The 14849-nt window shown below is 62.7% G+C and carries 5 protein-coding genes; 4 read left to right on the forward strand and 1 reads right to left on the reverse strand.

Features of this window, described 5'->3' with window-relative positions; genetic code table 11:
- Window positions 1-41: 41 nt before the first annotated feature.
- Entirely contained in the window at window positions 42-1868 is a 1827-nt protein-coding gene (locus tag ACYZT9_RS09300; protein WP_462009518.1) for a glycoside hydrolase family 15 protein, read from the reverse strand.
- 389 nt (window positions 1869-2257) lie between these two features.
- On the opposite strand from ACYZT9_RS09300, the gene ACYZT9_RS09305 reads away from it, so the two are divergent.
- The 4 genes from ACYZT9_RS09305 (at window position 2258) to ACYZT9_RS09320 (ending at window position 14845) form a co-directional block, all read left to right on the forward strand.
- The gene (locus ACYZT9_RS09305; protein WP_462010186.1) at window positions 2258-3319 is read left to right on the forward strand and encodes an MFS transporter; all 1062 of its coding nucleotides are present in this window, start codon (window positions 2258-2260) and stop codon (window positions 3317-3319) included.
- Between the two features lie 172 nt (window positions 3320-3491).
- Window positions 3492-4226 carry a thioesterase II family protein gene (locus ACYZT9_RS09310; protein ID WP_462009519.1) on the forward strand — a complete coding sequence of 245 codons (735 nt, stop codon included), beginning with the start codon at window positions 3492-3494 and terminating at the stop codon, window positions 4224-4226.
- A gap of 254 nt (window positions 4227-4480) precedes the next feature.
- Window positions 4481-13732: an amino acid adenylation domain-containing protein gene (locus tag ACYZT9_RS09315; RefSeq protein ID WP_462009520.1), complete on the forward strand. Its 9252-nt coding sequence runs from the start codon at window positions 4481-4483 to the stop codon at window positions 13730-13732.
- Between the two features lie 54 nt (window positions 13733-13786).
- Window positions 13787-14845 carry a TauD/TfdA family dioxygenase gene (locus ACYZT9_RS09320; protein WP_462009521.1) on the forward strand — a complete coding sequence of 353 codons (1059 nt, stop codon included), beginning with the start codon at window positions 13787-13789 and terminating at the stop codon, window positions 14843-14845.
- The last annotated feature ends 4 nt before the right edge of the window (window positions 14846-14849 follow it).

Genomic DNA, 14849 nt, shown 5'->3' on the forward strand with positions numbered 1-14849 from the left:
AATGTGGGAGCGGGCTTGCTCGCGAAAGGGGCGACACGGTTTCAAGGCTGCCACGAATTCTTCTCCCCATTCAATTTCCGGTCCAGAAAACTCGCCGCGCTGATCAGTGCCAGGTGCGTCAACGCTTGCGGTGTGTTGCCGAGATGCCGCGCATGGCTGTCGAACTCCTCGGCATACAACCCCAGCGGGTTGGCGTACCGCAGCAGTTGTTCAAACTCCAGATGCGCCTTTTCCACCTGACCGGCCCGGGCCAGACATTCGACATACCAGAACGAGCACGCCGCGAAGGCGCCTTCGGTACCCTCGAGGCCATCAATCCGGGTGTCGTCATTGCGATAGCGGTAAACCATGCCGTCGCGCACCAGGTTTTTTTCAATGGCTTGAAGGGTCGCGAGCCAGCGCGGATCCTTGGCGCTGACGAAGCGCACCAGCGGCATCAGCAGCATCGAACCATCCAGAGCAGTGCCGCCGATGTGCTGGATGAAATGCCCGCACTCTTCGTTCCAGAAGTTTTCCCAGATGTCGGCGTGGATCGCCTGACGGGTCTGGTCCCAAAGGGCAAACGGGGCGGGCAGGGAGCGTTTGGAGGCGAGGCGAATCGCCCGGTCCAGCGCCACCCAGCACATTAATCGAGAGTGTAGAAAATGATGCTGCTCCCCGCGCATTTCCCAGATACCGACATCTTTTTTCTGCCAGCTTTCGCAGACCTGATCGACCACTTCCACCGCGTGTTTCCAGCCTTCATGGGAGATGGCGTCACCGTACTTGTTGACCAGGTACACCGCGTCCATCAGTTCGCCAAAGATGTCGAGCTGGACCTGTTCGTACGCACCGTTGCCGATGCGCACCGGCGTGGCGCCGCCATGGCCGGACAGGTGCGAGAGTGTGATTTCCGGCAGTTCCTGACGGCCATCGATGGCGTAGAGGATGTTGAGTTTCATCGGTTTGCCGTGGCAGTCGCTGACCCGCCCGCGCAGCCAGCGCATGTAATCGTTGGCTTCCTGGACAAACCCCAGGCGCATGAAGGCATAGACGGTAAACGAGGCGTCGCGGATCCAGGTGTAGCGATAGTCCCAGTTGCGTTCGCCGCCCGGTGTTTCCGGCAGACCAAACGTCGCGGCGGCGAGAATCGCGCCGTGTTTGCGCGAGGTCAGCAGCTTCAGCGCGAGGGCAGAGCGGTTGACCATTTCCCTCCAGCGACCCCGGTAGTTGGACTGGCCGGTCCAATCTCGCCAGAACTTGAGCGTGCGCGCCATGCACAGATTTGCGGCCCCTTCCTTGAAGCGGGGATCGTCGAAGCCACCCAGTAGGAACTGCGCGCCCTGGTCCTGTTTCAGGGTGAATCCGGCCACCGCCGCGTCGCCCTCGACACGCAATTCCTGGTCCGATGACAAGCGCATGGACGGCTGATCGGCTGCCTCGAATGCCACGTCCTTTTCATCCAGGCGCGCGCGAGTCTTGGCGCGAGCATAGTCATGCCGCACGGCGCAGCGCATGTGAAACGTAGCCTGACCGCTGACCACCCGAACCCGGCGCATCAGCACCGGCAGATCATCTTCGCTGTCGCCGATCGGCAGCAGATCGGTGACTTCGACCACCGCGCGGTCGCTGAGCCAGCGGGTTTGCAGCACGTTGGTGTCGGGCAGGTAGATTTGCTCGCGGCGAGCGTCGGGCAGGTCTGGGGCGAGTTGAAAAATGCCGGCCTGGGGCGTGTCCAGCAGCGCGCAGAAGATCGACGGGCTGTCGAATTCCGGCCAGCAGAAAAAATCCACGCTGCCCTTGTCGTTAACCAGCGCCGCGCTGCGCATGTCGCCGATGATGCCATGGGCGTCGATGGCGCTTTGTCGTTCGGGATGATGATCGGCCATTGCCGCGAAACTCCGGATAGAGGCTCATGCCGCCGGAAGGTTAGCGCCTTGAGGTGAGGCGCTTAATTAGCTGACTGGTTTGGGCGGCGCAGAGTTCAGCGACAAGATCAAAAGATCGCAGCCTTCGGCAGCTCCTACGTTGGAATGCGATCTTCTGTAGGATCTGCCGAAGGCTGCGATCTTTTGATCTTCAAGGCCTTCACATTCAACCAACAATTCGACCCTTTCCCCTTCATCAGCCTTTATGGCAACGTGCAGGCCCTTGTCGAGAGCCGAACCATGGCCAACCCCTACCGCGACTGTTCAAAGCCCCGGGCAGCCGAGCCTTTGTGCTGGCCGGCATGATCGCGCGCATGCCGATTTCAATGACCGGTATCGGCCTGATCACCATGCTCTCGCAGTTGCAAGGCGGCTACGGACTGGCCGGCGCGGTGGCGGCGACGTTTGCGTTGGCCACGGCGTTTTGCGCGCCGCAGGTTTCGCGGCTGGTGGACCGTTTCGGGCAGCGCCGGATCTTGCCGGTGTCGGCGCTGATCGGTGGTGGGGCCTTGTTGTTGGTGTTGCTGTGCACCCGACTTGAGGCGCCGCAGTGGACGTTGTTTCTTTTCGCCGCGCTGGCCGGTTGCATGCCGAGTATGTCGGCGATGGTGCGGGCGCGCTGGACCGAGGTCTACCGTGGCGAGCAGCAATTGCAGACCGCGTATGCTCTGGAGTCAGTGCTCGACGAAGTCTGTTTTATTGTCGGGCCACCGTTGTCGGTGGGGTTGTGTGTGGTGGCGTTCCCCGAAGCGGGACCGTTGGCAGCGTTACTGATGCTGGCGATTGGCGTCACGGCGTTCGTGCTGCAACGGGACACCGAGCCGGCGATACATCCCCATGAAGAACACCATCAGCGCTCGATCATTCGTTCCGGCGAGATTCAACTGCTGGTGTTGCTGATGGTCGCTCTGGGCACCATCGTTGGCGTGGTCGATGTGGTCAGCGTCGCCTTCGCCCAGCATCAGGGGCAACCGGCGGCAGCGAGCATCGTGCTCTCGGTGTATGCGATTGGCTCATGCCTGGCCGGGTTGGCATTCGGCGCGCTGCGCTCGAAAGTACCGTTGCCGCGCCTGTTTCTGTACGGCGGGGTGGCGACGGCGGTGACCACCTTGCCGCTGCTGCTGGCGACCAACATTCTTGGGTTGTCGCTGGCGGTGTTCGTTGCCGGGCTGTTTTTTGCGCCGACGCTGATTGTGGCGATGGCGTTGGTGGAGCGCATCGTGCCGCCCGCCAAACTCACCGAAGGCCTGACCTGGTTGGTGACCGGGTTGAGCATTGGCGTGGCGATTGGCGCGGCCAGTTCGGGTTGGCTGGTGGATGCGTTCGGGGCGCGCAGCGGGTTCTGGGTGGCGATTGCGGCGGGGGCGGTGGTCCTCGGTTCCGCGGTGCAAAGCTATCGCCACTTGAAATGATGATTTACCTGTGGGAGCGAGTTTGCTCGCGATAGCGGTGTGTCAGGCGCCATTGATGCAAGCTGACACCCCGCCATCGCGAGCAAGCTCGCTCCCACAGGGTTATCTGTACGACTAATTCCCTGGCTCGCTCATCCGTTCTCTTATCAGACAACTTTTCGAGGTACGCCCGGTGACCCAGCTGACATTACTGTGCCTGCCCTATTCAGGCGCGAGCGCCATGGTGTACAGCCGCTGGCGGCGCATACTACCGGAGTGGCTCACGTTGCAGCCGGTGGAACTGCCGGGCCGCGGCGCGCGGTTCGGCGAACCGTTGCACACCGATATGCGGCGCCTGGCGCTGCAACTCGCGCAGGAACAGAAAGCCACGCTCAAGGCACCGTACGCGTTGTTCGGTCACAGCCTCGGCGCATTGCTGGCCTGTGAAATGGCCCACGCCTTTCGCTCGCTGGGTTGCCCGGAGCCGGTGGCGCTGTTCGCTTCAGGCACGGCCGCACCGACCATGCGGGCTGATTATGACCAGGGTTTTGCCGTTCCGAAAACCGATGCCAAGCTGATGGAGCAGCTGCGCACCCTCAATGGCACCAGCGAAGAAGTGCTGGCCAATGAAGAGCTGATGAGCCTGACGCTGCCAATCCTGCGCGCAGACTTCCTGCTGTGCGGCCGTTTCGAACCGATCCGGCGTCCGTTGCTGAACTGCCCTGTGCACGTGCTCGGCGGCAAGGCTGATCGCGCGACCCCCGAACAATTGATCGGCTGGAGCAGGGAAACCCACGGCAGCTTCTCCGTGGACATGCTGGCCGGTGGTCACTTCTTCATCCATGAGCACGAAGCCAAGGTGTTGCGGGTGATCAAGGATCAGCTCGACGTTCACCGTCGCCGGAATGGTTTGATGGCGGCCAGCTAAACAGATCTCAAATATCACCCAATACCTGTGGGAGCGAGCTTGCTCGCGATGGCGGTCTCACATTCAACATCAATGTTGACTGAGAGGGCCTCATCGCGAGCAAGCTCGCTCCCACAATGATTTTCTGTGGCCCATAGACCGCGATCTACCTCCCTCCTGACACTTATCCTCATTTGCTAATTTTTCCGGTCTGCATTCGTTTTATAGGGACGACGTGCCTTTGTGCTTCCCGCCACTGATCCGGATGCTTAGAAATGAATGCTGAAGACTCCTTGAAACTTGCTCGCCGGTTTATCGGGTTGCCCCTGGAAAAGCGCCAGATGTTTCTTGCGGCCTTGCAGAAGGAAGGCATTGATTTCGCCCGGTTTCCGATTCCTGCCGGTGTCGAGGCCGAGGATCGTCAGGCGTTGTCGTACGCCCAGCAGCGCATGTGGTTTCTCTGGCAGCTGGATGTGCAAAGTGGCGCCTACAACCTGCCGGGCGCGGTGCGTCTGACCGGTCAGTTGAACCTGCCTGCGCTGGAGCAGGCCTTCGCCAGCCTCGTGGAGCGTCACGAAACCCTGCGCACGGTTTTCCAGCGCCAGGCCGACGACACCTTGCTGCAAGTGCCGGCCAGCGTGCCGCTGGTCATCGACCACGTCGATTTCAGTGAATTACCGGCGACGGGACGCGAACGGGCTGTCGCCCAAGCGGCCGAGCAGCAATCGGTGTTGCCCTTCGATCTCTCGGTCGGCCCGCTGCTGCGCGTCACCCTGCTCAAGCTCGCCGAACAGGAACACGTCCTGCTGCTGACCCTGCACCACATCGTTTCCGACGGTTGGTCGATGAACCTGCTGATCGACGAGTTCATCCGCTGCTACGACGCCTTCACGGCTGGTGATCAACCGCAACTTGCGCCGTTGCCGATCCAGTACAGCGACTACGCCTTGTGGCAACGCCGCTGGCTGGAGGCGGGCGAGCAGGCGCGTCAACTCGATTACTGGCAGGCGACACTCGGCGACGAACACCCGGTGCTGGAGTTGCCTGTCGATCACTCGCGCCCGGCGATGCCGAGCTATCGCGGCACCCGTTACGAATTTACCGTCGACCCGCAACTGGCCGAGCAACTGCGCACCACCGCCCAGAAACACAACATCAGCCTGTTCATGCTGTTGCTCGGCGCGTTCAACGCATTGCTGCATCGCTACACCGGACAGACCGACATCCGCGTAGGTGTGCCGATTGCCAACCGCAACCGTGCAGAAATCGAAGGTCTGATCGGCTTCTTCGTCAACACTCAGGTGCTGCGCACCCAGCTCGATGGCCAGACCCGCGTCGACGATTTGCTGCGCGCCATCAAGGAAGCCGCGCTCGGTGCCCAGGCCCATCAGGACCTGCCGTTCGAGCGTCTGGTTGAAGCGCTGAAGCTGGAACGCAGCCTCAGCCATACGCCGCTGTTCCAGGTGATGTACAACCACCAGCCGCAGGTCGCGGACATCTCCGGCATTCGCACCGCCTCAGGACTGGTGCTGGGCGCGATCGAGTGGGAAGGGCGCACCACGCAGTTCGACCTGACCCTCGACACCTACGAGAAGGGCGGCAAGCTGCACGCCGCACTGACCTACGCCAGCGACCTGTTCGACGCACCGACCATCGCACGCATGGCGCAGCACTGGACGCGGTTGTTGCAGGCGATGGTGGTGGATTCGAATCAGCGGGTTGGCGAGCTGCCGATGCTGGCGGTGGATGAGCAGCAGGTGCTGGTGCACGACTGGAACCGCACCGCCGAAGCTTATCCCGTCAAGCAATGCGTTCATGAATTGATCCACGCCCAGGCCCTGCGCACGCCCGAGGCGCCGGCGCTAGTGTTTGATGGCCGTCAGTTGACGTATGCACAACTCGATGCGCGCACCAATCAATGGGCTCATTACCTGCGCGAGCAGGGTGTCGGCCCCGATGTGCTGGTGGGAATCGCCGTTGAGCGTTCGCTGGAAATGGTCATTGGCCTGTTGGCGATTCTCAAGGCCGGCGGCGCTTATGTGCCGCTCGACCCGGAGTATCCGGTGGAGCGCCTGGCCTACATGATCGAAGACAGCGCGATTGGCGTGTTGCTGACCCAAAGTGCCCAGCTTGGCACGCTGCCGACCGCGGGCATCAAGGTCATCGCACTGGATCAGGACGAGGACTGGCTGGACGGTTACAGCGAAACCTGCCCGCAGGTGGCGGTGAATCCGCTGAACCTGGCCTATGTGATTTACACCTCCGGTTCCACCGGCAAACCCAAGGGCGCCGGTAACAGTCATGCGGCGCTGGTTAACCGCTTGTGCTGGATGCAACAGGCGTATGGGCTGGACGGCAGCGACTCGGTGTTGCAGAAAACCCCGTTCAGCTTCGATGTGTCGGTCTGGGAGTTCTTCTGGCCGTTGATGACCGGTGCCCGACTGGTGGTGGCGCCGCCGGGCGTGCATCGCGAACCGGCGCGGTTGATCAGCCTCATCGGCGAGCACGGCATCAGCACCTTGCACTTTGTGCCGTCGATGCTTCAGGCGTTTATCCACGAGCCGGGCGTTGAAGCCTGCACCAGCCTCAAACGCATCGCCTGCAGCGGTGAAGCCTTGCCGCTGGATGCTCAGCTTCAAGTGTTCGGCAAGCTGCCGGGCGCCGGGTTGTTCAATTTGTACGGTCCGACCGAAGCGGCCATCGACGTGACTCACTGGACCTGCGTCGACGAAGGCGCGGATAGCGTGCCTATCGGCCGGCCGATTGCCAACTTGCGCACACTCGTTCTGGACGCGCAGTTGCTGCCGGTGCCGGCGGGCGTGGCGGGGGAGTTGTACCTGGGCGGCGCCGGGCTGGCGCGCAGTTATCACCGTCGTCCGGGGCTGACGGCCGAGCGGTTCGTGCCGTGCCCGTTCCATGACGGCGCGCGCTTGTATCGCACCGGCGACCGGGTGCGCCAGCGTGCCGACGGGGTGATCGAATACCTCGGCCGACTCGACCATCAAGTGAAACTGCGCGGCCTGCGTATCGAGCTGGGGGAAATCGAAACCCGCCTGATGCAACATCCGGTGGTGCGCGAGGCGGTGGTTCTGGTGCAGGGCGGCAAGCATCTGGTGGCGTATCTGGTGCTGGAAAACGCCGAGGCGCAATGGCAACAAACCCTGAAGGCGTGGCTGCTCAGCAGCTTGCCGGAATACATGGTGCCGACCTACCTGATGCCGCTTGTTGCCTTGCCAGTGACTGCCAACGGCAAGCTGGACCGCAAGGCCCTGCCGCAACCCGACGCGGCGCCGCAACAAGCGTTCGTCGCGCCGCAAGATGCCATGCAGACAGCGCTGGCGCAGATCTGGCAGGACGTATTGGGTCTTGAGCGCGTGGGCCTTGAAGACAACTTTTTCGAGCTGGGCGGTGACTCGATCATCTCCATTCAGGTGGTCAGCCGCGCCCGTCAGGCCGGCATCCGCCTCAGCCCACGCGACCTGTTTCAGTACCAGACCGTGCGCAGCCTGGCGCTGGTGGCGGAGTTCGACAACCGAAGTACCATTGACCAAGGGCCGGTCAGCGGCGAGGTGATCCTGACCCCGGCGCAACACTACTTCTTTGAGCAGGTCATCGCGCAACCGCAGCACTGGAACCAGTCCTTGCTGCTGACGCCGCGCGAGGCGCTGAACCCGCAAGCGCTGGTCGCCGCACTGGTCGCGGTGATCAACCATCATGATGCCTTGCGTCTGCGTTTCACCCAGGGTGTCGCTGGCTGGCAGCAGCGCCACGGATCGCCGGTCGAAACGGCGGAGGTCTGGCTGCGGCAAGCGTCGACGACCGAGGAGTTATCGGCCTTGTGCGACGAAGCGCAACGCAGTCTCGATCTGGCGGACGGGCCGTTGCTGCGCGCCTTGCTGGTCAGCCTCGCCGATGGCACGCAACGCCTGTTGCTGGCGATCCACCATTTGGCGGTGGACGGCGTGTCCTGGCGGGTGCTGCTCGAAGATCTTCAGCAGGCTTATGCCCATTCGGCAAGTGGCAGCGCTGCGACGTTGCCCGACAAAACCAGCGCTTACCAAAGCTGGGCCAGTCACCTGCAAGCACATGCCCACACGCTGGATCAACAACTGCCGTACTGGCAGGCCCAGCACGCCGATGCCCGCGACCTGCCGTGTGAAAATCCGCAGGGCAGCCAGCAGCATCGCCATGGCCACAAGATCGAATCGAAGCTCGACGCCGGGTTGACGCGGCAGTTGCTGCAAACGGCTCCGGCGGCCTATCGCACTCAGGTCAACGACCTGCTGCTGACCGCGCTGGCGCGGGTGATCTGCCGCTGGACCGGGCAGGGCTCGACACTGATCCAGCTCGAAGGCCATGGCCGTGAAGACCTGTTCGACGACCTCGACCTGACGCGCACCGTGGGCTGGTTCACCAGCCTGTTCCCGGTGCGCCTGCAACCTCAGACCGACACGGCGAACGCAATCAAGGCAATCAAGGAACAACTGCGCGCCATTCCCGACAAAGGTCTGGGTTATGGCCTGCTGCGTTACCTCGGTGAGCCGGCCCAGCGTCATGCCTTGCAAGGGTTGCCGGCACCGCGCATCACCTTCAACTACCTCGGCCAGTTCGACCGCCAGTTCGATGACGACGCGTTGTTCGTTCCGTCACAGGAAAGTGGCGGCCAGGCCCAGGGTAACGACGCGCCGCTGACCAACTGGCTGACGCTGGAAAGTCAGGTCTATGGCGGTCAACTCTCGCTGCAATGGGGCTTCAGCCGCGACATGTTCGCCGACAGCACCGTCCAGCAACTGGCCGATGCCTACACCGAAGAACTCACCGCACTGATCGAACACTGCTGCGCAACAACGGCGGGTCAGGTCACGCCGTCGGACTTTCCGTTGGCACGGATTACCCAGTTGCAACTGGACGCCTTGCCTGTCGCGGCCGCGGCCATTGAAGACATTTATCCGTTGACGCCGATGCAGCAGGGCATGCTGTTCCACACCTTGTATGAGCCGCAGGCCGAGGCCTACATCAACCAACTGCGCCTGGATATTCAGGGGCTGGAGCTGGCAGACTTCGGTCGGGCGTGGCAAGCAGCGATCAACCGTCACGACATTCTGCGCAGCAGCTTCCACTGGTTGGGTCTGGAATGCGCGCATCAGGTGATTCATCGCCAGATCGACCTGCAACTTCAGGTGATCGACGCCGCCGATATCGACCTTGATGCGCTGGCCGCCGAAGAGCGCAGCCGTGGTTTCGAGCTCAGTGCCGCGCCGCTGTTCCGTCTGATGCTGGTGCGCCAAAGCAGCGACACCTGGCACCTGATCTACACCAGCCATCACATCCTCATGGACGGCTGGAGCAACGCGCAGTTGCTTGGCGAAGTGATTCAGCATTACGCCGGGCAAACACTGACCAAACCGCTAGGGCAATACCGCGACTACCTGGGCTGGATTCAGCAACAGCCGATGGCGGCGGGCGAGCAGTTCTGGAAGCAGGCGCTGGCCGCTCTCGAAACGCCGACGCTGCTGGTGCAAGCCTTGCCAACACCGGCCGAAGGACGCGGCATGGGCGAGCATAACCTGACGCTCGAAAGCGCCGCCCTGCAGCGCCTGGCGGAGTTTGCCCGGCGGCAGAAAATCACCCTCAACACGTTGCTGCAGGGCGCGTGGGGTCTGCTGTTGCAGCGCTACACCGGTCAATCGTGCGTGGCGTTCGGCGCGACGATTGCCGGGCGCTCGGCGCCGTTGCCGGGTATCGAGCAACAGTTGGGGCTGTTCATCAACACCTTGCCGATCATTGCCACGCCGTCTTCGGTGCAGCCGGTCAGCCAATGGCTCAATGAACTGCAAGCGCTGAACCTGAGCCTGCGCGAGTTCGAGCATGTGCCGCTCTACGACATTCAGGGCTGGGCCGGGCAGCAGGGCAACGCACTGTTCGACAGTTTGCTGGTGTTCGAAAACTTCCCGGTGGCCGAAGCGCTCAAGCAAGGCGCACCGGCAGGCCTGACGTTCGGCGCGCTGCGCCATCACGAAATCACCAGCTACCCGCTGACCCTCGGCATCGAAGTCGGCGCCAGCCTGCGCCTGGAATTCAGTTTCGATCAGGCCTTGTTCAGCGCTACGCAGATTGATCGTTTGAGTGCGAACCTGCTGCATGTGCTGGAGCAGTTTGTTGCGCAGCCGCAGCAGGTGCTGGGAGCCGTCAGCCTGTTGGACGCGAAGCAAAAAAACCAGGTGTTGCGAGTCTCGCGTCCTGCCGCGCCGCTGCTGGACAGTCTATTGCTGGCACATCAACGTTTCGAGCAGCAAGCGGCATGCACGCCCGATGCTTGGGCCGTGATCGTCGGCGACGAACGCCTGACGTATGCACAACTCAACGCCCAGGCCAACCAGCTCGCCCATCGCCTGCGCGAGCACGGTGTGGCGCCGGGGCAGCGGGTCGGTCTGTCGGTGCGGCGCAATGCGCAGATGATCGTCAGCCTCATGGCCATCCTCAAGTCCGGTTCCGGTTATGTGCCGCTGGACCCGGACTACCCGGCCGAACGTTTGGCCTACATGATCGAAGACAGCGGGATGGACGTGCTGCTGGCGCAACCGGGCTTGCTGACCGATGTCGCGCTGCCCGAAGGCTTGCCGCGCCTGGCGCTGACGGCGGCGTCGCTGGCCGGATATTCCACGGCCAATCCGGTCAACCTCGCCTGTGCCGAAGAATTGGCGTACCTGATTTACACCTCCGGTTCCACCGGGCGGCCGAAAGGCGTGAGCCTGACCCATGCCGCGCTGCGCGAGTTTTGCGTGATTGCGGCGGACTATTCGCAGCTCAGCGCCGAAGATCGTGTCCTGCAATTCGCCACGTTCAGCTTCGACGGCTTTGTTGAGCAGTGCTACCCGCCGCTGTGCGTGGGCGCGGCGCTGGTGTTGCGCGGCGATGAGCTGTGGGACACCGACACCTTGTACCGGCAGATCATCGAACAGGGCGTGACCCTGGCGGACCTGCCGGCGGCTTACTGGTATTTGCTGGCTCAAGAGTGGGCCGCGCAGCCTCAGCGCGACAAAGGTCGCTTGCGTCAGGTCCACGTCGGTGGCGAAGCCATGTCGCTGGAAGGATTGAAACTCTGGCATGCCGCCGGCCTCGGCGACGTACGCCTGCTCAACACTTACGGGCCGACTGAAGCCACCGTGGTCTCCAGCACTCACCTGTGCACCCTGGTCGATACCCAAAACCAGATCGGTGTGCCGATTGGCCGCGCGCTGCCGGGTCGGGCGCTGTACGTGCTGGACACCGAGGGTCATCTGCTGCCAATCGGTTGCGTGGGCGAGTTGTGCATCGGCGGTGACGCCGGCCTTGCCCAGCACTATCACCAGCGTCCGGGGCTGAGCGCCGAACGCTTTATCGCCGATCCGTTTTCCACCACGTTGGGCGCGCGCTTGTACCGCAGCGGCGATCTGGCGCGGTATCGCGAGGACGGCGCGCTGGAATACCTGGGACGCATCGACCACCAGGTGAAAATTCGCGGTTTCCGCGTCGAGCTGGGTGAACTGGAAGCGCACCTGCAAGGCTTGCCGATGATCAGCGAAGCCGCGGTGCTGGTGCATGAAGGCGTCGGCGGCAAGCAACTGATCGGCTATGTCGTGCCGGTGTTGCCGAACGCCGATTCGCGTCAACTCACCGAGACCGTGCGCCAGGCTTTGGGCGAGCGTCTGCCGGACTACATGCTCCCGGCGCAACTGGTGGTGATGAGCGTGTTGCCGCTCAACCGCAACGGCAAACTCGACCGCGCGGCGCTGCCGGCACCCGAAGTTTGGCAAGCGCTGGCCGGCACTGCACCGCAAGGTGAGCTGGAAATCGAGCTGGCGCAGATCTGGCAGCAGGTGTTGCAAGTCGCCCGTGTCGATCGCGAAAACAGCTTCTTCGAATTGGGCGGCCATTCGTTGCTGGCCACGCAGATCGTCTCGCAGATTCGCCAGCGCCTGGGTTTGTCGGTGAGTTTGCGCAGCCTGTTCGAACACCCGCGACTGCAGGATTTCGCGGCTCAAGTGCAAAGCCTTCGCCACGACGCCAGTATCTGCGAGCGCCCGGCGCTAGTGGCGGACCAATCCGGTGGGCGTCAGCCACTGTCCTTTGCCCAGCAGCGGTTGTGGTTCCTGTGGAACCTTCAACCCGACAGCTCGATGTACAACATGCCCGGCGCCCTGCGGTTGCGCGGCGATCTTAACCTGTCGGCACTGCAGCAGACTTTCGAGACCCTGGTGCAACGCCACGCCGTGTTGCGCACCACGTTCTATGAGGAAGACAGCCAGGCCTGGCAGCGGGTACATGCCGAACTGCCGTTGAACTTCGTTGCCAGTGACCTGCGGCATTTGCCGGCGCCGGACATCGAAGCCGCGCAACGGGCCCGTGAAGAAGTCGCCCGGCCGTTCGATTTGCGTAATGGGCCGTTGCTGCGGGTGCGGGTGCTGCAGGTCGCGGATCAGGAGCATGTGTTGCTGCTGACGGTGCACCACATCGCCGCCGATGACTGGTCGTTCCGGATCCTGATCAACGAATTCGTCACGCTGTATCCGACCCTCAATCGAGGGGGGGGCGCGCCGTTGCCGGAACAGGTCGTGCAGTACGCCGACTTCGCCAAATGGCAGCGCCAGTGGCTGGAGCAGGGCGGCGAGCTGCTACGTCAGCTCGATTACTGGGTGGCGCGCCTCGGGCAACCGCAAGCGGTATTGGAACTGCCGGGCGATGGCGATCAGCGTCAGGCGCAAGAAGGCGCCAGCCAGCATTTCACCTTGAGCGCGGCGCTGAGCCAGCAGTTGCGCGACTTCGCCCAACAGCGCGGTCTGTCGCTGTTCATGGTGCTGCTGGCCGCTTTCACCCTGGTGTTGCGTCAGCGCACCGAGGTCAGTCGCGTGCGCATCGGCACCGATATAGCCAACCGAAATCAAGTTGAGCTTGAACAAATGGTCGGCTTCTTCGTTAACCAATTAGTGCTGCAAGTGGAGGTCGATGCCGACCAGGCTGCCGGGCAACTGTTGCAAGCCTGCCGCCGCGCAGTTCTGGAGGCTTCGGATCATCAGGACCTGCCGTTCGAGCGACTGGTGGAAGCGTTGCGTTTGCCGCGTCGGGCCGGGCGTTCGCCGTTGTTCGACATCAAGTTGATCTATCAGGAAGGCGTCGGGCGTTTGCCGTCCATGGACGGCTTATTGGTCGAGGACTTCCCGTCGGGCCGGCAAGCCGCCGAGATCGGCATGGTCGCCGCGTTCTACAACGAGGCCGAACACATTCACCTGAGTTTCGAAACACCTGCCGGGCAGTACTTGCCGAGCACGCTGGAAAGCCTGTTCGAACAAATCGAGGCGGTACTGCAAGCGTTGTTGCGCACCGACGAGCTGACGGTCAGCGAATTGCTGGACCTGGCCACGGATGTGCAGCGCCGCGCCGATGCGCGCCTGAACGAACAACGCAAGGCGTTGCTGGGCGGGCGCATGGCGATCAAGCGCCGCTCGGCGATTCGTGGCACGCCGGCAGCGCAAACCGCGGCGGACTGATTCATTGCGGCGGCGCCAACCGGGCGCCGCCGTCAGCATTTTCTGGAGGGGTTTATGTCTGTTTCAACCACCAAGTCCATTCCCAAAATCGGCCGCGGTGCGCGCAAGAGCCTGTCCACCGACCCGACCCGGCTGGTGAGCTTTGCGCCGATGTTCGGCGGCGTCAGCATGCCGCTGGTATGTCGCCCGGCCGTGCCTGGCGTGAGCCTGGTGGAGTGGGCGACGGAGAATCGCGCGCTGATTGAAAGCAAGCTGCTGGCGCACGCGGTCATTCTGTTCCGTGGCTTCCAGGTGGCCGACATCGCCGAGTTCAACCGCTGCGTGGCGGCGATTTCCGACGGTGCGCTGGAGTACCTGTTCCGCGCCTCCCCACGGACCCAGATCACCGGCCAGTTCAAGATCTACAGCTCCACCGATTACCCGGCGGCGGAGAAAATCTTCCCGCACAACGAACACTCCTATTCGCCCGTATTCCCGCGTCACCTGTATTTCTATTGCGACACACCGTCGGCCACCGGCGGCGAAACACCGTTCGGCGACACCCGCGAAATCCTCGCTCGGATCGACCCGGCCGTGCGCGAAGAATTTCAGCGCAAACGCATCATGTACGTGCGCAACTACGGCGACGGTATGGGGCTGCCATGGCAGACCGTGTTTCAGAGCGAAGATCGCGGCGAAGTCGAAGCCTACTGCGCCAGGATCGGCATTCAGGCCGAGTGGAAGTCGGGCAATCGCCTGCGCACCCGGCAAAACGGTCCGGCCATCGTCCGTCATCCGCTGACCGGCGAGCGCATCTGGTTCAACCACGGCACCTTCTTCAACGCGCTGACCCTGCCGGACAGCATTCGCGACAACCTGCTGCGCGAATTCGGCCCGCTGGACCTGCCACAAAACACCTTCTTCGGTGACGGCACGGCCATTCCCGATGACGTCATCCGCCACCTGCAAGGCATCTATCGCGACGTGATGGTCGAGTTCGCCTGGGAGAAGGGCGACGTGGTCCTGCTGGACAACATCCTTAGCGTGCATGCGCGCAACGAATTCACTGGCTACAGAAAAATCCTCACGGCCATGGCCATCGCGCAGAAAAGCGCCGACCTGGATCAGGAATAAGGAC

The organism is Pseudomonas sp. ZT5P21, from assembly GCF_054897785.1.